At 53.4% G+C, this 23,947-nt stretch carries 24 protein-coding genes; 19 read left to right on the top strand and 5 right to left on the bottom strand.

All coding sequences use genetic code 11. From position 1 onward, the window contains the following. Nucleotides 1-5: 5 nt before the first annotated feature. Nucleotides 6-1,541 carry a murein biosynthesis integral membrane protein MurJ gene (gene murJ / locus B9P82_RS02960; protein WP_016152622.1) on the top strand — a complete coding sequence of 512 codons (1,536 nt, stop codon included), beginning with the start codon at nucleotides 6-8 and terminating at the stop codon, nucleotides 1,539-1,541. 85 nt (nucleotides 1,542-1,626) lie between these two features. Here murJ and flgN read toward each other — a convergent pair whose 3' ends face one another. The 3 genes from flgN to flgA form a co-directional block, all read right to left on the bottom strand. Next, the gene (flgN, locus tag B9P82_RS02965) at nucleotides 1,627-2,049 is read right to left on the bottom strand and encodes a flagella biosynthesis chaperone FlgN (RefSeq protein ID WP_016152623.1); all 423 of its coding nucleotides are present in this window, start codon (nucleotides 2,047-2,049) and stop codon (nucleotides 1,627-1,629) included. 3 nt (nucleotides 2,050-2,052) lie between these two features. Beyond that, complete coding sequence (gene flgM, locus B9P82_RS02970; protein ID WP_016152624.1) at nucleotides 2,053-2,346, bottom strand: flagellar biosynthesis anti-sigma factor FlgM; 294 nt, start codon at nucleotides 2,344-2,346, stop codon at nucleotides 2,053-2,055. Nucleotides 2,347-2,439: 93 nt separating this feature from the next. Next, entirely contained in the window at nucleotides 2,440-3,099 is a 660-nt protein-coding gene (gene flgA, locus B9P82_RS02975) for a flagellar basal body P-ring formation chaperone FlgA (RefSeq protein WP_016156187.1), read from the bottom strand. 157 nt (nucleotides 3,100-3,256) lie between these two features. Here flgA and flgB point away from each other — a divergent pair, with 157 nt between their 5' ends. From flgB to flgL, 11 genes are all read left to right on the top strand, one after another. Continuing rightward, nucleotides 3,257-3,673, top strand: coding sequence for a flagellar basal body rod protein FlgB (flgB, locus tag B9P82_RS02980; protein WP_016152626.1), 417 nt, complete (start codon nucleotides 3,257-3,259; stop codon nucleotides 3,671-3,673). Nucleotides 3,674-3,676: 3 nt separating this feature from the next. Next, nucleotides 3,677-4,081 carry a flagellar basal body rod protein FlgC gene (gene flgC / locus B9P82_RS02985; RefSeq protein ID WP_006685091.1) on the top strand — a complete coding sequence of 135 codons (405 nt, stop codon included), beginning with the start codon at nucleotides 3,677-3,679 and terminating at the stop codon, nucleotides 4,079-4,081. Nucleotides 4,082-4,093: 12 nt separating this feature from the next. Next, entirely contained in the window at nucleotides 4,094-4,792 is a 699-nt protein-coding gene (gene flgD, locus B9P82_RS02990) for a flagellar hook assembly protein FlgD (protein ID WP_016152627.1), read from the top strand. Nucleotides 4,793-4,818: 26 nt separating this feature from the next. Further along, entirely contained in the window at nucleotides 4,819-6,072 is a 1,254-nt protein-coding gene (flgE, locus tag B9P82_RS02995; protein ID WP_016152628.1) for a flagellar hook protein FlgE, read from the top strand. A gap of 20 nt (nucleotides 6,073-6,092) precedes the next feature. After that, nucleotides 6,093-6,848 (top strand): flagellar basal body rod protein FlgF, encoded by a 756-nt coding sequence (locus tag B9P82_RS03000; RefSeq protein ID WP_016156188.1) that lies wholly within the window; start codon nucleotides 6,093-6,095, stop codon nucleotides 6,846-6,848. 13 nt (nucleotides 6,849-6,861) lie between these two features. Further along, nucleotides 6,862-7,644: a flagellar basal-body rod protein FlgG gene (flgG, locus tag B9P82_RS03005; RefSeq protein ID WP_003036202.1), complete on the top strand. Its 783-nt coding sequence runs from the start codon at nucleotides 6,862-6,864 to the stop codon at nucleotides 7,642-7,644. A 57-nt stretch (nucleotides 7,645-7,701) separates the two neighbouring features. Beyond that, a complete protein-coding gene (locus B9P82_RS03010; RefSeq protein WP_046274759.1) occupies nucleotides 7,702-8,400 on the top strand; it encodes a flagellar basal body L-ring protein FlgH in 699 nt (232 codons plus the stop codon). Nucleotides 8,401-8,433: 33 nt separating this feature from the next. Next, entirely contained in the window at nucleotides 8,434-9,510 is a 1,077-nt protein-coding gene (locus B9P82_RS03015) for a flagellar basal body P-ring protein FlgI (RefSeq protein WP_019076467.1), read from the top strand. Beyond that, entirely contained in the window at nucleotides 9,510-10,460 is a 951-nt protein-coding gene (gene flgJ, locus B9P82_RS03020) for a flagellar assembly peptidoglycan hydrolase FlgJ (protein ID WP_016152632.1), read from the top strand. The genes B9P82_RS03015 and flgJ overlap by 1 nt, the downstream gene beginning before the upstream one ends. A 64-nt stretch (nucleotides 10,461-10,524) precedes the next feature. Beyond that, complete coding sequence (gene flgK / locus B9P82_RS03025) at nucleotides 10,525-12,183, top strand: flagellar hook-associated protein FlgK (protein ID WP_046274758.1); 1,659 nt, start codon at nucleotides 10,525-10,527, stop codon at nucleotides 12,181-12,183. Nucleotides 12,184-12,197: 14 nt separating this feature from the next. After that, on the top strand, nucleotides 12,198-13,151 hold the full coding sequence (gene flgL / locus B9P82_RS03030; protein ID WP_016152634.1) for a flagellar hook-associated protein FlgL: 954 nt from the start codon (nucleotides 12,198-12,200) through the stop codon (nucleotides 13,149-13,151). Nucleotides 13,152-13,393: 242 nt separating this feature from the next. Here the strand turns inward: flgL and rne are convergent, their stop codons facing one another. Further along, entirely contained in the window at nucleotides 13,394-16,642 is a 3,249-nt protein-coding gene (gene rne, locus B9P82_RS03035) for a ribonuclease E (RefSeq protein WP_101699922.1), read from the bottom strand. Nucleotides 16,643-17,340: 698 nt separating this feature from the next. Here rne and rluC point away from each other — a divergent pair. Further along, nucleotides 17,341-18,294 carry a 23S rRNA pseudouridine(955/2504/2580) synthase RluC gene (rluC, locus tag B9P82_RS03050; RefSeq protein ID WP_049259723.1) on the top strand — a complete coding sequence of 318 codons (954 nt, stop codon included), beginning with the start codon at nucleotides 17,341-17,343 and terminating at the stop codon, nucleotides 18,292-18,294. A 91-nt stretch (nucleotides 18,295-18,385) separates the two neighbouring features. Here rluC and B9P82_RS03055 read toward each other — a convergent pair whose 3' ends face one another. Beyond that, on the bottom strand, nucleotides 18,386-18,970 hold the full coding sequence (locus tag B9P82_RS03055) for a Maf family protein (RefSeq protein ID WP_016152637.1): 585 nt from the start codon (nucleotides 18,968-18,970) through the stop codon (nucleotides 18,386-18,388). A gap of 197 nt (nucleotides 18,971-19,167) precedes the next feature. Between B9P82_RS03055 and yceD the strand changes: the two genes are divergently transcribed. From yceD to fabG, 6 genes are all read left to right on the top strand, one after another. Further along, nucleotides 19,168-19,689, top strand: coding sequence for a 23S rRNA accumulation protein YceD (gene yceD, locus B9P82_RS03060; RefSeq protein WP_003036239.1), 522 nt, complete (start codon nucleotides 19,168-19,170; stop codon nucleotides 19,687-19,689). A 16-nt stretch (nucleotides 19,690-19,705) separates the two neighbouring features. After that, nucleotides 19,706-19,879: a 50S ribosomal protein L32 gene (gene rpmF, locus B9P82_RS03065; RefSeq protein WP_003036242.1), complete on the top strand. Its 174-nt coding sequence runs from the start codon at nucleotides 19,706-19,708 to the stop codon at nucleotides 19,877-19,879. Nucleotides 19,880-20,001: 122 nt separating this feature from the next. Then, nucleotides 20,002-21,081 (top strand): phosphate acyltransferase PlsX, encoded by a 1,080-nt coding sequence (gene plsX / locus B9P82_RS03070; protein ID WP_071601761.1) that lies wholly within the window; start codon nucleotides 20,002-20,004, stop codon nucleotides 21,079-21,081. A gap of 77 nt (nucleotides 21,082-21,158) precedes the next feature. Next, nucleotides 21,159-22,112 (top strand): beta-ketoacyl-ACP synthase III, encoded by a 954-nt coding sequence (fabH, locus tag B9P82_RS03075; protein ID WP_016152639.1) that lies wholly within the window; start codon nucleotides 21,159-21,161, stop codon nucleotides 22,110-22,112. 15 nt (nucleotides 22,113-22,127) lie between these two features. After that, the gene (fabD, locus tag B9P82_RS03080; protein ID WP_016152640.1) at nucleotides 22,128-23,057 is read left to right on the top strand and encodes an ACP S-malonyltransferase; all 930 of its coding nucleotides are present in this window, start codon (nucleotides 22,128-22,130) and stop codon (nucleotides 23,055-23,057) included. 12 nt (nucleotides 23,058-23,069) lie between these two features. Beyond that, a complete protein-coding gene (fabG, locus tag B9P82_RS03085) occupies nucleotides 23,070-23,804 on the top strand; it encodes a 3-oxoacyl-ACP reductase FabG (protein ID WP_016152641.1) in 735 nt (244 codons plus the stop codon). The last annotated feature ends 143 nt before the right edge of the window (nucleotides 23,805-23,947 follow it).

Consider the following 23,947-nt stretch of genomic DNA (forward strand, 5'->3'; position numbering starts at 1 on the left):
CATAGATGAATTTATTAAAGTCGCTGGCAGCCGTCAGCTCGATGACGATGTTTTCACGTGTGCTGGGTTTTGCGCGTGATGCGATTGTCGCCAGAATCTTTGGCGCAGGGATGGCGACTGATGCCTTTTTTGTGGCGTTCAAACTTCCTAACCTGCTGCGCCGAATCTTTGCTGAGGGCGCTTTTTCGCAGGCGTTTGTGCCTATTCTTGCCGAATATAAAAGTAAGCAGGGTGAGGATGCGACCCGCGTCTTTGTCTCTTACGTTTCCGGGCTGTTGACCCTGGCGCTGGCCGTGGTGACGGTCGCCGGGATGCTGGCTGCCCCGTGGGTGATTTTAGTCACCGCGCCTGGGTTTGCCGACACCGCGGACAAATTTGCGCTGACCACTCAACTGCTACGGATCACCTTTCCGTATATTCTGCTGATCTCACTGGCTTCGCTGGTGGGTGCGATCCTGAATACCTGGAATCGCTTTTCCATTCCGGCGTTTGCGCCGACCTTTCTGAATATCAGCATGATCGGTTTCGCGCTGTTTGCTGCGCCTTATTTTCACCCTCCGGTGCTGGCGCTGGCGTGGGCCGTTACCGTTGGCGGCGTGCTACAGCTGATTTATCAGCTTCCGCACCTGAAGAAAATTGGCATGCTGGTGCTGCCGCGCGTGAACTTCCGTGATGCGGGGGCGATGCGCGTCGTCAAGCAAATGGGCCCGGCGATCCTTGGGGTATCTGTCAGCCAGATTTCACTGATCATCAATACGATTTTCGCTTCGTTTCTGGCCTCTGGCTCAGTGTCATGGATGTATTATGCTGACCGTCTGATGGAGTTTCCGTCTGGCGTACTTGGTGTCGCGTTGGGGACTATCCTGCTGCCCTCGCTATCCAAAAGTTTTTCCAGCGGTAATCATGATGAGTATTGCCGTCTGATGGACTGGGGCCTGCGTTTGTGTTTTCTGTTGGCATTACCGAGCGCCGTGGCGTTGGGGATTCTGGCCAAACCGCTGACGGTTTCTCTGTTCCAGTACGGTAAATTTACCGCCTTTGACGCAGCGATGACGCAGCGCGCGCTGGTGGCATATTCGGTAGGTTTGATTGGCTTGATCGTGGTGAAAGTGTTGGCCCCTGGTTTTTATTCGCGCCAGGATATTAAAACGCCAGTCAAGATTGCCATTGTCACGCTGATTATGACCCAGGTAATGAACCTGGCGTTTATTGGGCCGCTGAAACATGCCGGGCTGTCGCTGTCGATTGGTCTGGCGGCGTGTCTGAACGCTTCACTGCTGTACTGGCAACTGCGGAAACAGAAAATTTTTACCCCACAACCGGGTTGGGCCTGGTTCCTGGCGCGACTGGTGATTTCTGTGCTGGTGATGTCGGCGGCGCTGGTTGGGATGCTATACATCATGCCGGACTGGTCGCAGGGAACGATGTTATGGCGTCTGCTGCGTCTGATGGCCGTTGTGGTGGCAGGTATTGCTGCTTACTTCGCTGCGCTCGCGGTGCTGGGCTTTAAAGTGAAAGAGTTTGTGCGCCGGACGGCGTAACAGATTAATGCCGGATGGCGGCATGACGCCGTATCCGGCCTACAAAACGCGTAGGCCTGATAAGCAAAACGTTATCAGGCTAGCATCAGATAGAGAATTTTTTCCCGCCGCGGTGCGCAGCAGAGGTTTGACCGTTTGCGCCATACAGCGCCGGTTCCTGGTGCGGTTTCAGCACTTGAATCGCTTGTTGATTGCGCTCGATCTGCCCTTCCAGCAGCCAACCGTTGTGCTGGTTGAGTTCGCGTAGGTCCTGTGTTTTCCGGGTAATGGTCTGCCAACGCTCGGCAATTTCATCATTGGCGCTGCGCGTGGCGTCATGCTCCAGACGGCGCTGCTGCTCCAGGTAATCAAGGGTTGCCAGCAAAGAGCTTTTTTCTTCTGTAATACGCTGTAGCTGGCTGCCGTTAATATATCCTGCGGAAAGCTGCTGCTGTTCAGCATCCATTACCGTTTTCAGGTCATTGAGGACGGTCGTCATCTGGTCAAGTATTTCTGACAAACGAGTCATACTTTATTTACTCTGTAAGTAGCTCTGCGCCTCGCGGATCAGCGAGTCGGCAATTTTTCCGGTGTCCATTTTCAGCTCGCCATTACGGATCGCGGTTTTCAGTGCTTCCACGCGTTCCATATTGATGTCATTGGTGCCGGGCTGCATCAGTTTGGCCTGGGCGTCGCTCAGCATGACGCTGGTGCTGGTGGTGGCGGTGGTTTTTTCCTTCCGCGTTTTTTGTACCGGCGCATCGCTGGTTTCACGTGGCTGAACGGTACTTACTGGCTTCAATGGTGAGGTACGATCAATGCTCATTTTGTTTATCCTCATCGAGGGGTTACGCTATAGCGGCCCGCTGTAATCATTGGTTGTTTATCTATCGGCACACGCTAAAAAATCTTTAACCTATTATAGGTTAATAAGAATATTCCCATCAGAATCGACGACACCGCTCACCACCTGGCCTGAAATCATCCGTACTCGGGCATTCTGGGCGACGGCGGCATTGTTCAGCGCTTTACCTTCGGCATTCACCCGAAAGCCATCTCCGTTGGCGATAACCAGGACGCGCTGACCGGCCTTGATTCGCCATGCCTGGCGCAACATGGAAAGCTGTATCGGCTGACCAGGGACCAGATCGCGCAGGCTTACGGCATCCTGCACCTGATTCATATCCAGCACGGCGCGCGGAGGGAGTTGGTCCAGTCGACCTCGTTTTAGCGTTACGCTGGCCGAAGTCAGGGCGCTACCCCGAGCGACGGGCGCGGCGGCAACAACGTAGTTTCCCGTGGCCTGCACGTTCACCTGCAGATAACGTTTCTCGTTGGCGCAGCGCGCCAGCACGTTCACATTACCCCACAATTTTGCACTCCCGGACACGCTTAATGCTGGTTGTTCGCAGCTCGGCAATAAGTTTGGCGACGTTCGGATAGTAACGACGACCTCATCGCTAAATCCGGCCAGTCGCTGGGAAAACCATGCCGTCAGCTGTGAATTCAGGTCTTGCGCCAGCGTCATAGGACTGAACAGCAGTGCTGCCACGACGACTCCACGTTTAAACGTTTGCATCAAAACCTCGCGCTTTTTCAGGTAGTGACAGGATTCTACCTGTGTGACGCAGTCATCAACGCAACAAATAGCGACGCATTTTGCGTTTATTCCGGCGATAACGCGCGCGTAATGGGATTTAAGCTGTCGGCTGAATTTTGTCATTTGCGGAGGAGATATGCTCGATAAGCTCGACGCCGCCTTACGTTTTCAACAGGAAGCGCTGAATTTGCGCGCCCAACGCCAGGAAGTATTGGCGGCCAACATAGCCAATGCCGACACGCCGGGGTATCAGGCGCGCGACCTGGATTTCGCCAGTGAATTAAAAAAAGTCATGGTGCGAGGACGGGAAGAAACCGGCGGTGTCTCGTTGACGCTGACCTCTGCACAACACATTCCGGCCCAGACCGTTTCCGCTCCTTCTACGGAACTGCTCTACCGCATTCCTGATCAGCCGTCTCTCGATGGCAACACGGTAGATATGGACCGGGAGCGTACGCAATTTGCAGACAACAGCCTCAAGTATCAAATGGGGCTGACCGCGTTGGGTGGACAAATCAAAGGCATGATGAACGTGCTGCAAGGAGGGAACTAATTCGTGGCGCTGTTAAATATTTTTGATATCGCAGGCTCTGCGCTGACGGCTCAGTCTAAGCGCCTGAACGTGGCGGCCAGCAACATGGCGAATGCGGATAGCGTCACCGGACCTGACGGTCAGCCGTATCGCGCGAAGCAGGTTGTGTTTCAGGTTGATGCCGCGCCAGGTGCGGCAACCGGTGGCGTAAAAGTCGCTGACGTCATTGAAAGCCAGGCGCCGGATAAGCTGGTTTATGAACCCGGTAATCCGCTGGCCGATGCGAACGGTTACGTAAAAATGCCGAATGTGGACGTCGTCGGCGAAATGGTCAACACCATGTCAGCCTCGCGTAGCTACCAGGCAAACGTCGAAGTGCTCAATACGGTGAAAAGCTTGATGCTCAAAACGCTGACGCTAGGCCAGTAAAAGGAGGCGCACATGTCTATTGCTGTAAAAATGAATGACCCGAGCACGACGGGTGTGAATGACGCAACGGGGAAGAGTTCGCTGACGGGCAGCAACGCCGCGGACCTGCAAAGCAGCTTCCTTACGCTGCTGGTTGCACAGCTGAAAAACCAGGATCCAACCAACCCGCTGCAAAACAACGAACTGACCACCCAGTTGGCGCAAATCAGTACCGTGAGCGGAATTGAGAAACTGAACACCACGCTGGGATCGATCTCCGGGCAGATCGACAACAGTCAGTCGCTGCAGGCCAGTACGCTGATTGGCCACGGTGTCATGATCCCAGGTACCACCATCCTGACCGGTAAAGGTACGGAAGAGGGCGCAAAAACCACCACTACGCCGTTTGGCGTTGAACTGCAGCAACCGGCAGATAAGGTTACCGCAACCATTACCGATAAAGACGGCAAGGTGGTACGCACCATTGATATTGGTGGGTTGAAAGCGGGCGTTCATACCTTTACCTGGGACGGCACCATGACCGATGGCACGGATGCGCCAAGCGGTTCTTACAACGTGTCAATTGCTGCCAGTAATGGCGGAACACAACTGGTGGCTCAGCCGCTTCAGTTTGCGCTGGTGCAGGGCGTTATTCGCAGCAACGGCGGTAATACGCTGGATCTGGGCACCTATGGAACCACCACCCTCGACGAAGTACGGCAGATCATTTAAGCCTTCACACTTATCAGGAGTAAGTCATGGCCTTTTCACAAGCGGTCAGCGGTCTGAACGCTGCAGCGACCAACCTCGATGTCATTGGTAACAACATCGCCAACTCCGCCACCTACGGTTTTAAATCCGGTACGGCCTCTTTTGCCGATATGTTCGCCGGTTCTAAAGTGGGTCTGGGCGTTAAAGTTGCGGGCATTACCCAGGACTTTACCGACGGTACCACGACCAACACCGGTCGCGGGCTGGATGTCGCTATCAGCCAGAACGGTTTTTTCCGCATGGTAGACAGCAACGGTTCCGTTTTCTACAGCCGTAACGGTCAGTTCAAGCTCGATGAAAACCGCAATATCGTCAACATGCAGGGGCTACAGCTGACGGGCTATCCGGCTACCGGTACACCGCCAACGATACAGCAAGGTGCTAACCCGGCGCCGATCACTATCCCGAATACGCTGATGGCGGCTAAAACCACCACGACTGCGTCAATGCAGATCAACCTGAACTCCACTGACAAGGTGCCAACGAAGACCCCGTTTAATCCCAGCGATGCGGATTCCTACAACAAAAAAGGCACCGTTACCGTTTTCGATAGCCAGGGTAACGCCCATGACATGAATATTTTTTATGTCAAAAATGCGCAGAGCAACACCTGGGAAGTTCACACACAGGATGCTTCAACCGGAGCCGCTGCAAAATCAGCAGGGTTTATGCGCTTTAATGAAAATGGTGTGTTCTTAGGGATTAGCGCCACAGCCGCCGAGGCGGTACCAACGCCTCCTACCGTCTGGCCAAAGGAAATCAACATCACAACCGGGCAGATTAACGGTGCTGATGCGGCAAATTTCTCTCTGAGCTTCCTCAATTCCATGCAGCAGAACACTGGCGCCAACAACATCGTTGCCACGAATCAGAATGGCTATAAGCCGGGCGACCTGGTGAGCTACCAGATTAACAATGACGGTACTGTGGTCGGTAACTACTCCAACGAACAGCAACAGGTTCTGGGGCAGATCGTGCTGGCAAACTTTGCCAACAACGAAGGTCTGGCTTCTCAGGGTGACAACGTCTGGGCAGCCACGCAGTCTTCCGGCGTGGCGCTGCTGGGTACTGCAGGCGAGGGTAACTTCGGCAAGCTGACCAACGGCGCGCTGGAAGCATCAAACGTGGATTTGAGTAAAGAACTGGTGAATATGATCGTCGCCCAGCGTAACTATCAGTCGAACGCGCAGACCATCAAAACCCAGGACCAGATCCTCAACACGCTGGTCAACCTGCGCTAAGCGCCTGACGGGATGGCTTAATGGATCACGCAATTTATACCGCCATGGGCGCGGCCAGTCAGACGCTGAATCAACAAGCGGTGACGGCCAGCAACCTGGCAAACGCCTCAACGCCGGGTTTTCGTGCGCAACTCAATGCGCTGCGCGCGGTTCCCGTTGAAGGATTGTCTTTACCGACGCGTACGCTGGTGGTGGCCTCCACGCCGGGGGCCGATATGACGCCGGGTCAGATGGACTATACCTCACGTCCGCTGGACGTGGCGCTGCAACAAGATGGCTGGTTGGCTGTGCAGACCGCGGACGGTAGCGAAGGATATACCCGAAATGGCGCCATTCAGGTAAGCCCTACGGGGGAACTGACCATTCAGGGACACCCGGTGATTGGCGAAGCCGGACCAATAGCCGTACCGGAAGGTTCAGAAGTCACCATTGCGGCAGACGGCACGATCTCGGCGCTCAACCCTGGCGATCCGGCTAACACCGTTGCGCCAGTTGGGCGACTGAAACTGGTGAAGGCCACGGGGAGTGAAGTGCAACGTGGCGATGACGGTATGTTCCGTCTGACTCAGGCCGCGCAGGCTACCCGTGGCGCTACGTTACAGGCCGACCCCAGCATTCGCGTTATGTCGGGTGTACTGGAAGGCAGTAACGTTAAGCCGGTAGCCGCGATGAGTGACATGATCGCCAACGCCCGTCGTTTCGAAATGCAAATGAAGATTATCAGTAGCGTGGATGATAACGCGGGTCGCGCCAACCAACTGCTGTCGATGAGTTAATACAGGACATTTTATGATCAGTTCATTGTGGATCGCCAAAACCGGCCTGGATGCGCAGCAAACCAACATGGATGTGATTGCCAACAACCTGGCAAACGTCAGTACCAACGGATTTAAGCGTCAACGTGCCGTGTTTGAAGATCTGTTGTACCAGACGATTCGCCAGCCTGGCGCACAGTCTTCTGAACAAACCACACTGCCGTCTGGTTTGCAGATTGGTACCGGTGTGCGCCCGGTCGCGACCGAGCGTTTACACAGCCAGGGGAACCTGTCGCAGACCAACAACAGTAAAGATGTGGCGATTAAAGGGCAGGGCTTTTTCCAGGTCATGCTGCCTGATGGCACATCCGCCTACACCCGTGACGGTTCTTTCCAGGTGGATCAGAACGGCCAACTGGTGACTGCGGGTGGTTTTCAGGTTCAGCCGGCTATCACCATCCCGGCTAACTCGCTCAGTATCACCATTGGACGCGACGGTATCGTCAGCGTAACCCAGCAGGGCCAGGCAGCACCGGTTCAGGTAGGGCAGCTTAACCTGACTACTTTTATGAACGATACCGGTCTGGAAAGCATTGGTGAGAATCTGTACACCGAAACGCAGTCATCCGGTGCGCCGAATGAGAGCACTCCGGGGCTGAACGGCGCGGGTCTGCTGTACCAGGGCTATGTTGAAACCTCTAACGTCAACGTGGCGGAAGAGCTGGTAAACATGATCCAGGTGCAGCGCGCTTACGAAATCAACAGTAAAGCGGTATCGACCACCGATCAGATGCTGCAAAAACTGACGCAACTCTAAAGTGTGGCCCGGTGGGGTGAAAGCCTCACCGGCACACTGATTTTGAAGATGACCGCAATGCGAAAATACGCGCTTCACCCATACCCAATTTTAGCCCTGTTGGTAGTTTCACTGACAGGATGCGCCTGGATCCCGGCCACGCCCCTCGTGCAGGGCGCAACGTCTGCCCAGCCTGTTCCTGGCCCGACGCCAGTGGCGAATGGATCAATCTTCCAGTCGGCCCAACCGATTAACTACGGTTATCAGCCGCTATTCGAAGACCGCCGTCCGCGCAATATTGGCGATACGTTGACCATCGTATTGCAGGAAAACGTCAGCGCGAGCAAAAGTTCTTCGGCTAATGCAAGCCGTGACGGCAAGACCAACTTTGGTTTTGATACCGTACCGCGTTATTTGCAAGGACTGTTTGGCAATGAGCGTGCTGACGTAGAAGCTTCAGGCGGTAACTCCTTTAACGGTAAAGGCGGCGCGAACGCCAGAAATACCTTCAGCGGTACCCTGACCGTAACGGTCGATCAGGTACTGGTGAATGGCAACTTACATGTTGTGGGTGAAAAACAGATCGCCATTAATCAGGGCACTGAATTCATTCGCTTCTCCGGGGTCGTTAACCCGCGCACCATCAGTGGCAGCAACTCCGTACCGTCAACTCAGGTTGCGGACGCACGTATTGAGTATGTCGGCAACGGCTACATCAATGAAGCGCAGAATATGGGCTGGTTGCAGCGTTTCTTCCTTAACTTGTCGCCGATGTAAGCGAGGTAGCCAGTGTTTAAATCTTTAGTTGGAATGGTACTGGTGCTGATAACCACCTTTGCGCATGCCGACCGTATTCGTGACCTGACCAGCGTTCAGGGCGTGCGGGAAAACTCGTTGATCGGTTATGGGCTGGTGGTCGGTTTGGATGGCACGGGTGACCAGACTACCCAGACGCCGTTTACTACGCAAACGCTCAACAACATGCTTTCGCAGTTGGGAATTACCGTGCCAACCGGCACCAATATGCAACTGAAAAACGTGGCGGCGGTGATGGTGACCGCGCAATTCCCGGCCTTTGGTCGTCAGGGGCAAACCATTGACGTGGTGGTCTCTTCCATGGGGAACGCCAAAAGCCTGCGCGGCGGAACGTTGCTGATGACCCCGCTGAAAGGGGTCGATAGCCAGGTATATGCGCTGGCGCAGGGGAATATTCTGGTAGGCGGTGCAGGCGCGGCTGCGGGTGGCAGTAGCGTGCAGGTAAACCAGCTCAATGGCGGACGTATTACCAACGGCGCGACCATCGAACGTGAATTACCCAGCCAGTTCGGCGGCGGTAACACTATTAATCTGCAGCTCAATAATGAAGATTTCACTATGGCGCAGCAGATAACCGACACCATTAACCGTTCGCGCGGCTTTGGTAGCGCCACTGCGCTGGACGCCCGGACGATTCAGGTACGCGTGCCAAGCGGCAACAGTTCGCAGGTGCGTTTCCTTGCTGACATCCAGAATATGGAGGTGAATGTCACGCCGCAGGATGCGAAAGTGATTATCAACTCGCGCACCGGATCCGTCGTTATGAACCGTGAAGTCACGTTGGATAGCTGTGCTGTCGCGCAAGGCAACTTGTCGATTACGGTAAACCGCCAGGCGAACGTCAGCCAGCCGGATACACCGTTTGGCGGTGGACAGACCGTGGTGACGCCTCAAACCCAGATCGATCTGCGCCAGAGCGGCGGTTCGCTGCAAAGCGTGCGTTCCAGCGCCAACCTGAACAATGTTGTGCGCGCGCTTAATGCGCTAGGGGCAACGCCGATGGATCTGATGTCCATTCTGCAATCGATGCAGAGCGCGGGATGCTTACGCGCCAAACTGGAAATCATCTAATGATTGGTGACAGCAAACTGCTGACCAGTGCCGCCTGGGATGCGCAATCACTGAACGAACTGAAAGCGAAAGCGGGTCAGGACCCGGCGGCGAATATCCGCCCGGTTGCCCGTCAGGTTGAAGGGATGTTCGTACAAATGATGCTGAAAAGCATGCGTGAAGCGCTGCCGAAAGATGGCGTTTTTAGCAGTGATTCAACACGTTTGTATACCAGCATGTATGACCAACAAATTGCGCAGCAGATGACCGCAGGTAAAGGTCTGGGACTGGCTGAAATGATGGTTAAGCAGATGACTGAAGGGCAGGCGCAACCCGCAGACGATGCGCCGCAGGTGCCAATGAAGTTCTCTCTGGAAACGGTGACCAGCTATCAAAACCAGGCGCTGACGCAACTGGTCCGTAAAGCCATTCCCCGCGCGACGGAAAGCAATGATGAGCCGCTGTCAGGTGACAGCAAAGACTTCCTCGCCCAGCTATCGCTGCCGGCTAAGCTGGCAAGTCAGCAAAGCGGGGTTCCGCATCATCTGATTCTGGCGCAGGCGGCGCTGGAGTCCGGATGGGGCCAGCGACAAATCCGCCGTGAGAACGGTGAACCGAGCTTTAACATTTTTGGCGTGAAGGCTTCGGGAAGCTGGAAAGGCCCAACCACCGAAATCACCACCACCGAATATGAAAACGGCGAGGCGAAAAAGGTGAAAGCCCGATTCCGCGTCTATAGCTCTTACCTTGAGGCACTGTCGGATTATGTCGGTCTGATATCGCGTAACCCGCGCTATGCGGCGGTAACCGCCGCTGCTACCGCCGAGCAGGGGGCACAGGCTTTGCAGAATGCCGGTTACGCGACTGACCCTAACTATGCGCGTAAATTAACCAGCATGATCCAGCAGTTGAAATCGATGAGCGAAAAAGTGAGCAAAACCTACAGTACGAATATCGATAATCTCTTTTAAATAGCTCAAGTCTACCAACCTGCTGCCGATAATAACGAGTATTGAAGGATTACAAGGAACCTCCATGTCCAGCTTGATTAATAACGCGATGAGTGGACTCGCCGCAGCGCAGGCCGCGTTGAATTCTGCCAGTAATAACATCTCCAGCTATAACGTTGCCGGATACACCCGTCAAACGACAATTATGGCGCAAGCGAACAGCACGCTGGGTGCGGGGGGCTGGGTTGGCAATGGCGTCTATGTTTCTGGCGTACAGCGCGAGTATGACTCCTTTATCACGAATCAGTTACGTGCCGCGCAGAACCAAAGCAGCGGCCTGACAACGCGCTATGAACAAATGTCGAAAATCGACAATCTGCTCTCCAGCAAAACCAGTTCCATTTCGACCTCAATGCAGGACTTTTTTACCAGCCTGCAAACGCTTGTCAGTAACGCGGAAGACCCGGCGGCGCGCCAGGCGCTGATCGGTAAAGCTGATGGTTTAGTCAACCAGTTCAGAACAACCGACCAGTATCTGCGTGATCAAGACAAGCAGGTTAATACTGCGATCAAGGCCAGCGTTGACCAGATCAACAACTATTCAAAACAGATTGCCAGCCTCAACGATCAGATTTCCCGTCTGACCGGCGTCGGCGCGGGCGCATCGCCTAACGATTTACTCGACCAGCGCGACCAACTGGTCAGTGAACTGAACCAGATTGTCGGTGTTGAAGTCAGCGTTCAGGACGGCGGGACTTACAACATAACCATGGCGAACGGTTATTCACTGGTGCAGGGCAGCAATGCACGCCAGCTGGCGGCTGTGCCCTCCAGTGATGATCCCAATCGAACCACAGTGGCCTACGTCGACGGGGTTGCCGGCGAGGTTGAAATTCCCGAAAAACTGTTGAATACCGGTTCACTGGGTGGGCTGTTGACTTTCCGCTCTCAAGAGCTTGACCAGACGCGTAACACGCTGGGCCAACTGGCGTTGGCGTTTGCCGATGCGTTTAACACCCAGCATAAAGAAGGTTTTGATGCGAACGGCGATCAGGGTAAGGATTTCTTTGCTATCGGTAGCCCGGCAGTATTCAACAACGCTAAAAATACAGGAACAGGATCGTTAAGCGCGAAGATTACCGACAGCTCTGCTGTACAGGCGACCGATTATAAAATCGTTTATGACGGGACGGACTGGCAGGTTACTCGCCTGGCGGATAATACCAGCTTCAAAGCTACCGTTACCGGTGGGAAGATGTCCTTTGACGGGATGGAAATCACCGTAAATGCTGGCGCAAAAGCAAATGACAGCTTCACAGTGAAACCTGTCAGTAACGCCGTTGTTGATATGAAAGTCATGGTGACCGATGAGTCGAAAATCGCCATGGCCCAGGTCTCAAAAAATGATCCGGACCCGGATATTGATAAGGGAAAAAGCGATAACCGTAACGGTCAGAAACTGCTGGATCTGCAGACCAAAGCTACCGTGGGTAATAAGACCTTCAACGATGCCTATGCCACGCTGGTAAGCGATGTCGGGAACAAAACCGCGACGCTGAAAACCAGCGCCATTACCCAGAACAACGTGGTAACGCAGCTTTATAAGCAGCAGCAGTCTATTTCCGGCGTCAACCTCGACGAAGAATACGGTAACTTACAACGCTATCAACAGTATTACCTGGCTAACGCGCAAGTGCTGCAAACCGCAAATGCGCTGTTTGATGCACTGATTAATATTCGCTAAGGGAGAGGGACACAATGCGTATCAGCACCCAGATGATGTACCAGCAGAATATGCGTGGCATCACTAACTCTCAGGCTGAATGGATGAAGTTCGGCGAGCAGATGTCAACGGGAAAACGTGTGATCAACCCATCTGACGATCCGATCGCCGCCTCGCAGGCCGTGGTGCTTTCTCAAGCACAGGCGCAGAACAGCCAATATACGCTGGCGCGTTCATTTGCGACGCAAAAAGTATCGCTGGAAGAGAACGTACTGAGTCAGGTAACGACGGCAATTCAGACCGCGCAGGAAAAAATTGTCTATGCTGCGAATGGCACGTTAAGCGATGACGACCGTGCATCGCTGGCCACCGACCTGCAGGGGATCCGCGATCAACTGATGAACCTGGCGAACAGCACCGACGGTAATGGGCGCTATATTTTTGGCGGATATAAAACAGAATCTGCACCATTTGCTCAGGCAGATGGCGCTTACAGCGGCGGTACAACAAATGTGACCCAGCAGGTCGATGCCTCCCGTACCATGGTGATTGGTCATACTGGCGATAAAGTATTTGTTAATCTGACCAGCAATGCCGTACCGGAACCAGGCGGCGGTACTCAGGAAAAGAACCTGTTCAAAATGCTGGATACCGCTATTGATGCGCTCAAAACCCCGATTGAGGGTAATGACGCGGCAAAAGCTACTGCCTCTGCAGCCATTGATAAAACCAGTCGTGGCCTGAAAAATTCACTGAATAACGTGCTTTCTGTTCGTGCAGAATTAGGGACTCAGCTCAGCGAGTTAAGTTCACTGGATTCACTGGGCGCCGATCGCGCATTGGGCCAGACTCAGCAGATGAGCAATCTGGTGGATGTTGACTGGAACGCAGCGATTTCGTCCTACGTGATGCAGCAGGCCGCACTGCAGGCATCGTACAAAACGTTTACCGATATGCAGGGAATGTCACTATTTCAACTGAACCGGTAACACCTTTTTGAACATATCATGAAACTGGATATGTTTGTCTGCCCGCTCCTTTAACACCCCGGAGCGGGCATTTTTTTAGGCCACTGTTTTTTCTCAGCGACAGATTCCCCGTTAATCTTATTTCCCACGCAATCGCGCCGCTAAAGATTGCCAGCGTAACCACGCCTTCTCAGTTTGCCAGTGCGTAGAGCAGAGATAAAAAAAAAGCCGACCCGAAGGTCGGCTTTGATGTTGATTATGACTTACTCAACTGGCTGCGGGCGCGTTGCTGGCGCAGTCGCCTTGTGCGTGGCGCTGTGTCCACCTGCGGCACCTTTACCTTCAAAGGTGAATTCCGGGCGTTGCCAGTCACTATGACGCGGCGCTTCAGGCACATACTCTGGTGCCGGAGCACGGGTCATCGGGGCGGCCGCGTGGCTGTGAAGATGTTCTGCGTCAACGCGGGTTGAGACAACTTCAGCCTTAACGACCGCGTCTTCGACGACCGGTGCGGCAACAACCTCTTGCGGCGCGGCAACTTCTTCAACCACTGGCGCTGTTTCCACAACCTCGGCAATCTCTTCAGCCACTTCAGGCTGAGAAATAACAACCTCCGCAGATTCTTCGACAACCGGCGCAGCCACGATTTCAGCGACAGGTTCGGCTTTCGCCGCGGTATCCTCAGCAACAGGCGCGTCAGATTCAGCGATAATTTGCGGTTGTTCCTCGACCGGAGTAGCGATGACTTCCGGATGCGTGGTTTCAACGACGGTAGCCTGAGGTTCAGCAATGACCACCTCTGGCTGTACGGTTTCAACCGACGCAGGGGCGTTCACAATATGCTCAACGGCAGCTGCAGCAACCTGAGGCTCTACGGCGACAGGTGCTGTTTGCCCCTGAACCGTTTCCTGCTCGCGCTGCTCTGCAACCTGCTGATCCTGAGGACGAGCAACAGGGTAGCGGATCCAGACTTTACCGGACGCTAATTCTGGAGATGCGCAGGCAACCGTTAACGGCATCGGCGACTGAACCGGGTAACGCTCGTCACGATAGCGACGACGGCGTTGTCCACTGACGCGCAGATGGCGAGGTGAGCGACGGGAACGACGCGGCATACCATTGGAGTCACGCGCTTCGCTGTTGTCTTCCTGCTCAGTCGCAACGACGGCAGGCAGATCAACTTTCGCCAGTTCAGTACGCTGTGCCGGTACGGGCTGTTCAGTTGGCTGAGCGACAGCCGTTTCAGCGACCACCTCGACAGTAGCGACTTCGGCTTCAACAGCCGGGCTGTCTGTGTAACGAACTTTCTGAGTCAGCTGACGCTGTTTACGGCGAGTCTGAGGCTGACGAACGCGCTCTTCCTGCTCGGTATCCTGCGCAGGTTGTTCTGCCAGGTTCAGCTCTTTAACTTCCTGCTGCGCCTGACGCTTATCATCGTTGCGACGGCGGTTGCGCTCGCGACGCGGAGCCTGCTGGTCATCACCGGATTTCGCTTTGTCGGCGACCTCAGTAGACTGCTGGCGGTTATCGCGCGCTTCCGCATTTTGCTGCTGCGACTGACGGCGGTTACGGCGGTTGTCTTCACGGTTTTCGCCGCTTTCTGAACGCTCGTTACGGTTATCACGCTCGCCACGGTTGTCGCGATTATCACGACGATCGTTACGGTCGCGACGATTGTTCTGACGCGGTTTACGACGATCCTGCTGGCGATCGGTTTTCTCTTCAGCTTTCGGCGCAGGTTGTTCAACCGGTTTCACTTCTTCGCTACCGCTGAAGATGGACTTCAGTGCGCTGAAGAAACGGCTAATCAAACCTGGCTGCGCGGCGACGGCCGCGGTCGCTGCTGCGGCTTTAGGCGCGGCGGCCTTCGCAGTAGGTTCCTGCAAAGCAGGGGCTGGCGGCACCTCTGGCATTGCAAAGGTGGCTAATGCCGGCTGCTCTGGCTGTTTACGCTCGACGAACTCTTCTTCAGTCGGCAATGCCATCGCTTCTTCATGCAGTTTTGGCAGCAGGTAGCTCAGGGTTGGTGTTTCTTCCCCTTTGCGTACGCGCAGCACGGAGTAATGCGGAGTTTCCATCTGATCGTTTGGCACAATCACACAGCGCACGCCATTCTGACGTGTCTCGATAGCATTTACCGCGGTACGTTTTTCGTTGAGCAGGTAGGATGCGATCGGCACAGGAACAATAGCGTGAACTTCCTGGGTATTTTCTTTCAGCGCTTCTTCTTCGATCAGACGCAGAATAGACAGCGACAGTGATTCGTTATCACGTACGGTACCCGTGCCGGAACAGCGTGGGCATACGTGATGGCTGGATTCACCCAGCGACGGGCTCAGACGCTGGCGGGACATCTCCAGCAGGCCGAAGCGAGAAATATGGCTGATTTGAATACGCGCTCTGTCCTGACGCACGGCTTCACGCAGACGGTTTTCAACCGCACGCTGGTGACGAACCGGCGTCATATCAATGAAGTCGATTACGATCAGGCCGCCGAGGTCACGCAGACGCAGCTGACGAGCAATTTCATCGGCTGCTTCAAGGTTGGTGTTGAACGCAGTTTCTTCGATGTCGCCGCCGCGGGTCGCGCGTGCGGAGTTGATATCGATAGCGGTCAGCGCTTCTGTGCTGTCGATAACGATTGAGCCGCCGGACGGCAGACGCACTTCGCGCTGGAACGCGGACTCAATTTGAGATTCGATTTGATAGTGGCTGAACAGCGGGATTTCACCGGTGTACAGTTTGATTTTGCTGCTGAAATCCGGACGACCCAGCGCGGCGATGTGCTGACGCGCCATCTCCATAACTTTCGGGTTGTCGATGAGGATTTCGCCGATGTCCTGACGTAAATAGTCACGGAATGCGCGAACGATAACGTTGCTTTCCTGATGGATCAGGAACGGAGCAGGGCGGCTGTCAGCGGCTTTTTGAATCGCTTCCCAGTGCTTCAGGCGGAAACTCAGGTCCCACTGCAGCGCTTCGGCAGATTTGCCGACACCTGCGGTACGCACGATAAGCCCCATGCCATCAGGCAGTTCCAGGCTTGCCAGCGCTTCTTTTAATTCGGTACGGTCGTCGCCTTCAATGCGACGGGAGATGCCGCCCGCGCGCGGGTTGTTCGGCATCAGAACCAGATAACTACCTGCCAGGCTGATAAAGGTGGTCAGCGCAGCACCTTTATTGCCGCGTTCTTCTTTATCGATCTGAACAATGACTTCCTGACCTTCGCGCAACACGTCTTTAATGTTGGGACGACCATGGGAGTTGTAGCTAGCGGGGAAGTATTCGCGGGCAATTTCTTTTAACGGGAGGAAACCGTGACGTTCAGCGCCGTAATCAACAAAAGCAGCTTCCAGACTCGGTTCAATACGGGTAATTTTGCCTTTATAGATGTTGGCTTTTTTCTGTTCGTGTCCAGGACTTTCGATATCCAGATCGTACAGACGCTGCCCATCTACAAGGGCGACACGCAACTCTTCCTGCTGAGTCGCGTTAATTAACATTCTTTTCATCGTAACTTACTCATTATTCTTACATTGACGACTAAGCTGCGGGCAGAGTAATGCCTTTCCGGGTGTGAACCGATGGCCTCGTGTCTATTCGCGTCGCCAACCTCACGGTTATCGTCAGCTCAAAGAGGCGCAGAGTGTCGGTTGCCTGTATTTCATACGGAAACACAGCGCAATTATCAGGGGAACAGTCTGGGTGTTACTCTCCAGAGAAGCTTCCATTGTGCTTATCGTCTTTCACGCTGTGGGTGCGTTGGCTTCATCTTCTTACCCCAACCACTTACAGGAGTAAGCACCTGGGGTTCCCAGACTTGCCGCCTTCCTACAACGCGAAATCTATAGAGCACTTACCGGTAAGGACTGCAACCCGCAGCCCGCTAACTGCCTGAAAGATCAATACGTCTTACGCCATTGCTGCGTTGATGATCGGTCGGGCAAAATTGGGTCATTCCGGAAAAGGTCTTGTTTTAACAAGATTCAACACGGAAACAACCTCATTATTCCACTGCTAACCTTGTTATAGCAAGATGACTTTTGCCATTTATCACCCGGTTACTCACAGTTTTTTCACTTCCGCGTAGTGATTGCTTTAATAACCACCAAATCGGCTATGTCAAACTTAAGTAATAAGGTATAGCAGTTAATATAAGCATAGAAAAATGTGTGGCGCGAATCTTGATGGCTATTTAAAATCGGCCCCCATGAAAACAGAGACTCCAGCCGTAAAAACAGTTGCCATTACTGCCGACGAAGCAGGGCAACGCATCGACAACTTTTTGCGCACCCAGCTCAAGGGCGTGCCGAAAAGTATGATTTATCGCATTTTGCGTAAAGGCGAAGTGCGGGTGAACAAAAAACGCATTAAACCCGAGTACAAACTCGAAGACGGGGACATTGTGCGTATTCCACCTGTACGTGTCGCTGAACGTGAAGAAGAGGCCATTTCACCGAATTTGCAGAAGGTCGCGGCGCTGACCGATGTCATTTTATATGAAGATGACCACATTCTGGTGCTTAACAAGCCTTCAGGTACGGCCGTGCATGGTGGAAGCGGATTAAGCTTTGGCGTCATTGAAGGCTTACGTGCGCTGCGCCCGGAAGCGCGTTTCCTTGAGCTGGTGCATCGCCTCGACCGGGATACCTCCGGCGTGCTGCTGGTGGCCAAAAAACGATCTGCCTTGCGTTCGTTGCATGAACAACTGCGTGAAAAAGGCATGCAGAAAGATTACCTCGCGTTGGTACGCGGCCAGTGGCAGTCCCATGTCAAAACCGTGCAGGCCCCGCTGTTAAAGAACATTCTGCAAAGCGGCGAGCGTATCGTGCGGGTGAATCAGGAAGGCAAGCCATCGGAAACGCGCTTTAAAGTGGAAGAGCGTTACGCGTTCGCTACGCTTGTGCGCTGCAGTCCCGTGACTGGACGAACGCACCAGATTCGCGTGCATACGCAATATGCCGGACATCCGATTGCCTTTGACGACCGCTATGGCGATCGTGAGTTCGATAAGCAACTGGCGGATACCGGACTGAGCAGGCTCTTTTTGCACGCCGCAGCGTTGAAATTCACTCATCCGGGGACGGGTGAAGTAATGCGTATTGAAGCGCCAATGGATAAGCAGTTGAAGCGCTGCCTCGAGGTGTTACGCAGTAAAGGCTGATGCGCATTGATATTATCGCGCATTACCTGTAGACCTGATGGCGTTGTGCCTATCAGGCCTACAGGATTAGGCCTAAACAGCCGTCAACCCGTCAGGCTTTTAACGGGTTCATATCTTCTCGTCGCAGCATTTGACACAGTGCGATTAGCGGCAAACCGATTAAAGTATTTGGGTCACGACCTTCCAGGCGCTCAAAAAGTGCAATGCCCAATCCTTCGCTTTTAAAACTACCGGCACAATGCAGCGGGCGCTCTTTGCGCACGTAATCTTCAATTTCCGTTTCGCTTAAATGACGAAAATGGACGTCGAACGGTTCAACTTCAGTTTGTAAATGTCCGGTCGCAGAATTATACAGCGCCAGTCCGGTATAAAACGTCACAATATTGCCACGGGCTTTGAGTAACTGCTGGCGTGCATTTTCTTCTGTTAACGGTTTGCCGGTTATTTCACCATCGAGAACACAAATTTGATCGGAACCAATAATAAGGTGCGATGGATAACGGTGGGCGAGAGATTGCGCTTTTTTCTGCGCCAGTCGCAAGACTAAGTGCCGGGGGGCTTCGCCCGGTAACGGCGTTTCATCAACCTCTGGTGCTGCGCATTCGAACGGGATTGCCAGTTTTTCTAGTAAAGCGCGACGCCAGGGAGAGGTAGAAGCAAGAATAAGTTGAGGCATATTTTTTCCCTCGCATATAGCGTATTGATGAGAGCCATTTTAAACTATGGACTTCGTCCTACAAGCTGGCTGTAATGGCTTGTGTTGAGCGATTTTAAGTCGATGACCCGCAATGTGTGCGAATTATTGGCAAAAGGCAACCACAGGCTGCCTTTTTCTTTGACTATATGACGTTACAAAGTTAATATGCGCGCCCTATGCAAAAGGTAAAATTACCCCTGACTCTTGATCCGGTTCGTACGGCTCAGAAACGCCTCGATTATGAAGGTATCTATACTTCTGATCTGGTTGAGCGTGTCGCCGATTCTGTAGTCAGTGTGGACAGTGATGTGGAATGCTCCATGTCGTTCGCTATCGATAACCAGCGCCTTGCCGTTATAACCGGTGATGCAAAGGTGTCGGTTACGCTCGAATGTCAGCGTTGCGGGAAACCGTTCCCACTTCATGTTCACACAACATATTGTTTTAGTCCTGTCCGTTCTGACGAGCAGGCTGAAGCACTCCCGGAAGCGTATGAGCCGATTGAGGTTAACGAATTCGGTGAAATCGATCTGCTTGCAATGGTTGAAGATGAGATTATCCTCTCCTTGCCGGTAGTTCCGGTGCATGATTCTGAACACTGTGAAGTGTCCGAGGCGGACATGGTCTTTGGCGAATTGCCTGATGAAGCGCAAAAACCAAACCCATTTGCCGTATTAGCCAGCTTAAAGCGTAAGTAATTGAGGAGTAAGGTCCATGGCCGTACAACAGAATAAACCAACCCGTTCCAAACGTGGCATGCGTCGTTCTCATGACGCTCTGACCGCAGTCACCAGCCTGTCTGTAGACAAAACTTCTGGTGAACAACACCTGCGTCACCACATCACTGCCGACGGTTTTTACCGTGGCCGTAAGGTAATCGCTAAGTAATCACGCATGACTCAATGACTTTCCTACTACGGTGAGAAAGACAAAGAGTACACGCGTGATGAAGCTTAGTGAGGCTTTCCCCGGGTAACTGGGGAAACACCTAACCGGGCAGCGACGATACCTTGACACGTCTAACCCTGGCGTTAGATGTCATGGGGGGTGATTTTGGCCCTACCGTGACAGTGCCTGCAGCATTGCAGGCACTGAATTCTAATTCGCAACTCACACTTCTTTTAGTCGGGGATCCCGATACAATCACGCCATTACTTGCCAAAGCTGACTTCGAACAACGTTCACGTCTGCAGATTATCCCTGCTCAGTCAGTTATTGCCAGTGATGCCCGGCCCTCGCAAGCTATTCGCGCCAGTCGTGGAAGCTCAATGCGCGTTGCCCTGGAGCTCGTGAAAGAAGGACGAGCGGAAGCCTGTGTGAGCGCCGGTAATACAGGCGCGCTAATGGGACTTGCGAAGTTATTGCTCAAACCCCTTGAGGGGATTGAGCGTCCTGCGCTGGTGACGGTTTTACCCCATCAGCAAAAGGGCAAAACGGTGGTGCTGGATTTGGGCGCCAACGTGGATTGTGATAGCACGATGTTGGTGCAATTTGCCGTCATGGGTTCCGTGCTGGCAGAAGAGGTGGTTGGAATTGCCAATCCCCGTGTTGCGTTGCTCAATATCGGTGAAGAAGAAACCAAGGGTCTCGACAGTATTCGGGATGCTTCTGCAGTGCTAAAAACAATCCCTTCTATCAATTATATCGGCTATCTTGAAGCCAATGAGTTACTGACTGGCAAAACTGATGTGTTGGTCTGTGACGGCTTTACAGGTAATGTCACATTAAAGACGATGGAAGGTGTTGTCAGAATGTTCCTTTCACTGCTGAAGTCTCAGGGTGAGGGCAAAAAACGGTCGTGGTGGCTGCTGTTATTAAAACGTTGGTTACAAAAAAGCCTGACAAGGCGATTTAGTCACCTCAACCCCGACCAGTATAATGGCGCCTGTCTGTTAGGATTGCGCGGCACGGTGATTAAGAGTCATGGTGCGGCCAATCAGCGAGCATTTGAAGTCGCGATTGAACAGGCAGTGCAGGCGGTGCAGCGACAAGTTCCTCAGCGAATTGCCGCTCGCCTGGAATCTGTATACCCAGCTGGATTCGAACTGCTGGACGGTGGCGAAAACGCAAACTCGCGAGCACACAGATAACGGTGCGTTTGTGAATGCTGCCAGCGTATCAGCGATTTGCTCGTGGCGGTATATAACCAAAAAGTGACTGAGCGTACATGTATACGAAGATTATTGGTACTGGCAGCTATCTGCCTGAACAAGTGCGTACTAACGCCGATTTGGAAAAAATGGTTGAGACATCTGATGAGTGGATCGTCACTCGCACAGGTATCCGTGAACGCCATATTGCAGCGCCAAATGAAACAGTTGCGACGATGGGCTTTGCCGCCGCAAACCGTGCAATTGAAATGGCGGGCATCGACAAAGAACAAATTGGTCTGATTGTGGTTGCCACCACATCATCCACACACGCATTTCCAAGTGCGGCATGCCAGATCCAAAGTATGCTGGGGATCAAAGGCTGTCCGGCGTTTGACGTTGCAGCCGCTTGTGCCGGTTTCACCTACGCCCTGAGCGTTGCCGACCAGTACGTTAAGTCTGGCGCAGTGAAGCATGCTCTGGTGGTTGGCTCAGATGTCCTCGCTCGTACCTGTGATCCAACCGATCGCGGAACGATCATTATTTTCGGTGACGGCGCAGGTGCGGTTGTACTGAGCGCATCAGAAGAGCCCGGCATTCTCTCTACGCATCTGCACGCTGATGGTCGCTATGGCGAACTGTTGACGCTGCCTAATGCCGATCGCGTGAACCCGGAAAACCCGATTCACCTGACGATGGCGGGTAACGAAGTATTTAAAGTCGCGGTGACCGAGCTTGCACATATCGTTGATGAAACGCTGGAAGCAAATAATCTCGATCGTTCTGCACTGGACTGGCTGGTGCCGCATCAGGCAAACCTCCGCATTATTAGCGCAACCGCGAAAAAGCTGGGTATGTCGATGGATAATGTTGTCGTGACGCTTGACAGACATGGCAATACCTCCGCGGCCTCCGTACCGTGCGCGCTGGACGAAGCCGTCCGCGACGGGCGTATTAAAGCTGGGCAGTTGATATTGCTTGAAGCCTTTGGGGGTGGATTCACCTGGGGCTCTGCGCTGATTCGTTTCTAGTATAAGGATTTAAACATGACGCAATTTGCATTTGTGTTCCCGGGGCAGGGTTCCCAGACCGTTGGGATGTTGTCTGAAATGGCAGCAAACTACCCAATTGTTGAAGAAACTTTTGCTGAAGCATCAGCTGCGCTGGGCTATGATCTGTGGGCGTTGACTCAGCAGGGACCGGCCGAAGAGCTGAATAAAACCTGGCAGACGCAGCCAGCACTGTTGACTGCCTCTGTTGCGCTTTATCGCGTATGGCAGCAGCAGGGTGGTAAAACACCTGCGCTGATGGCTGGTCACAGCCTGGGCGAATACTCTGCGCTGGTGTGTGCGGGTGTTATCGGTTTTGCCGATGCCGTACGTCTGGTTGAACTGCGTGGCAAATTCATGCAGGAAGCGGTACCGGAAGGCACTGGCGGCATGTCTGCTATTATCGGTCTGGACGACGCTGCTATCGCTAAAGCGTGTGAAGAGTCTGCCGAAGGCCAGGTGGTTTCACCGGTAAACTTTAACTCACCAGGTCAGGTGGTGATTGCCGGGCACAAAGAAGCCGTAGAACGTGCCGGCGCAGCTTGTAAAGCTGCTGGCGCTAAGCGTGCTCTGCCACTGCCGGTCAGCGTTCCTTCTCACTGCGCGCTGATGAAGCCTGCTGCTGAGAAACTGGCCGTTGAACTGCAAAAAATCACTTTTAACGCGCCGACTGTTCCGGTTGTGAACAACGTCGACGTGAAGTGCGAAACAGATGCAGACGCTATTCGCGATGCGCTGGTTCGCCAGCTGTACAGCCCGGTTCAATGGACTAAAACCGTTGAATTCATGGCGTCCCAGGGCGTAGAGCACTTGTATGAAGTTGGTCCGGGCAAAGTTCTGACCGGTTTGACGAAACGTATTGTTGACACCCTGACTGCTTCGGCACTGAATGAGCCGGCGGCATTATCTGCGGCGCTAGAGCAATAAAAGAGGAAGACCATGAGTTTTGAAGGAAAAGTCGCGCTGGTTACCGGTGCAAGCCGTGGCATTGGCCGCGCAATTGCTGAAACACTCGTTGCCCGTGGCGCGAAAGTTATCGGTACTGCAACCAGCGAAAGCGGTGCGCAGGCCATTAGCGATTACTTAGGTGCAAATGGTAAAGGTCTGATGTTGAATGTGACCGATCCGGCATCTATCGAATCTGTTCTGGGAAATATTCGCGCAGAATTTGGTGAAGTCGATATCCTGGTCAATAATGCCGGGATTACTCGTGATAACCTGTTAATGCGCATGAAAGATGACGAGTGGAACGATATCATCGAAACCAACCTGTCATCTGTTTTCCGTCTGTCAAAAGCGGTAATGCGAGCTATGATGAAAAAGCGTCATGGGCGTATTATCACTATCGGTTCTGTGGTTGGTACCATGGGAAATGCGGGTCAGGCAAACTACGCTGCGGCGAAAGCGGGTCTGATCGGCTTCAGTAAATCACTGGCGCGCGAAGTTGCGTCTCGTGGCATTACTGTAAACGTTGTTGCTCCGGGCTTTATTGAAACGGACATGACGCGTGCGCTGTCTGATGATCAGCGTGCGGGTATTCTGGCGCAGGTTCCTGCGGGTCGCCTTGGCGGCGCTCAGGAAATCGCCAGTGCGGTTGCATTTTTAGCTTCTGACGAAGCAAGTTACATCACTGGTGAGACTTTGCACGTCAACGGCGGGATGTACATGGTTTAACCACGAGATAAAAAAATTTGCGTTATTAGGGTGAATGCCCTCAAAATAACGTAAAATCGTGGTAAGACCTGCCGGGATTTAGTTGCAAATTTTTCAACATTTTATACACTACGAAAACCATCGCGAAAGCGAGTTTTGATAGG

Origin of the sequence: Citrobacter sp. L55, assembly GCF_002850715.1 — a bacterium.
Classification (GTDB): domain Bacteria; phylum Pseudomonadota; class Gammaproteobacteria; order Enterobacterales; family Enterobacteriaceae; genus Citrobacter; species Citrobacter braakii.

Coding starts and splice junctions, on each gene's coding strand:
- B9P82_RS03000 (WP_016156188.1), top strand. CDS start 6,093: ATGGATCACGCAATTTATACCGCCATGGGCGCGGCCAGTCAGACGCTG.
- flgN (WP_016152623.1), bottom strand. CDS start 2,049: ATGACTCGTTTGTCAGAAATACTTGACCAGATGACGACCGTCCTCAAT.
- rne (WP_101699922.1), bottom strand. CDS start 16,642: ATGAAAAGAATGTTAATTAACGCGACTCAGCAGGAAGAGTTGCGTGTC.
- rluC (WP_049259723.1), top strand. CDS start 17,341: ATGAAAACAGAGACTCCAGCCGTAAAAACAGTTGCCATTACTGCCGAC.
- flgE (WP_016152628.1), top strand. CDS start 4,819: ATGGCCTTTTCACAAGCGGTCAGCGGTCTGAACGCTGCAGCGACCAAC.
- fabH (WP_016152639.1), top strand. CDS start 21,159: ATGTATACGAAGATTATTGGTACTGGCAGCTATCTGCCTGAACAAGTG.
- fabD (WP_016152640.1), top strand. CDS start 22,128: ATGACGCAATTTGCATTTGTGTTCCCGGGGCAGGGTTCCCAGACCGTT.
- murJ (WP_016152622.1), top strand. CDS start 6: ATGAATTTATTAAAGTCGCTGGCAGCCGTCAGCTCGATGACGATGTTT.
- yceD (WP_003036239.1), top strand. CDS start 19,168: ATGCAAAAGGTAAAATTACCCCTGACTCTTGATCCGGTTCGTACGGCT.
- flgL (WP_016152634.1), top strand. CDS start 12,198: ATGCGTATCAGCACCCAGATGATGTACCAGCAGAATATGCGTGGCATC.
- flgB (WP_016152626.1), top strand. CDS start 3,257: ATGCTCGATAAGCTCGACGCCGCCTTACGTTTTCAACAGGAAGCGCTG.
- flgA (WP_016156187.1), bottom strand. CDS start 3,099: ATGCAAACGTTTAAACGTGGAGTCGTCGTGGCAGCACTGCTGTTCAGT.
- flgK (WP_046274758.1), top strand. CDS start 10,525: ATGTCCAGCTTGATTAATAACGCGATGAGTGGACTCGCCGCAGCGCAG.
- rpmF (WP_003036242.1), top strand. CDS start 19,706: ATGGCCGTACAACAGAATAAACCAACCCGTTCCAAACGTGGCATGCGT.
- B9P82_RS03015 (WP_019076467.1), top strand. CDS start 8,434: ATGGTACTGGTGCTGATAACCACCTTTGCGCATGCCGACCGTATTCGT.
- B9P82_RS03010 (WP_046274759.1), top strand. CDS start 7,702: ATGCGAAAATACGCGCTTCACCCATACCCAATTTTAGCCCTGTTGGTA.
- flgG (WP_003036202.1), top strand. CDS start 6,862: ATGATCAGTTCATTGTGGATCGCCAAAACCGGCCTGGATGCGCAGCAA.
- flgM (WP_016152624.1), bottom strand. CDS start 2,346: ATGAGCATTGATCGTACCTCACCATTGAAGCCAGTAAGTACCGTTCAG.
- flgJ (WP_016152632.1), top strand. CDS start 9,510: ATGATTGGTGACAGCAAACTGCTGACCAGTGCCGCCTGGGATGCGCAA.
- fabG (WP_016152641.1), top strand. CDS start 23,070: ATGAGTTTTGAAGGAAAAGTCGCGCTGGTTACCGGTGCAAGCCGTGGC.
- flgD (WP_016152627.1), top strand. CDS start 4,094: ATGTCTATTGCTGTAAAAATGAATGACCCGAGCACGACGGGTGTGAAT.
- B9P82_RS03055 (WP_016152637.1), bottom strand. CDS start 18,970: ATGCCTCAACTTATTCTTGCTTCTACCTCTCCCTGGCGTCGCGCTTTA.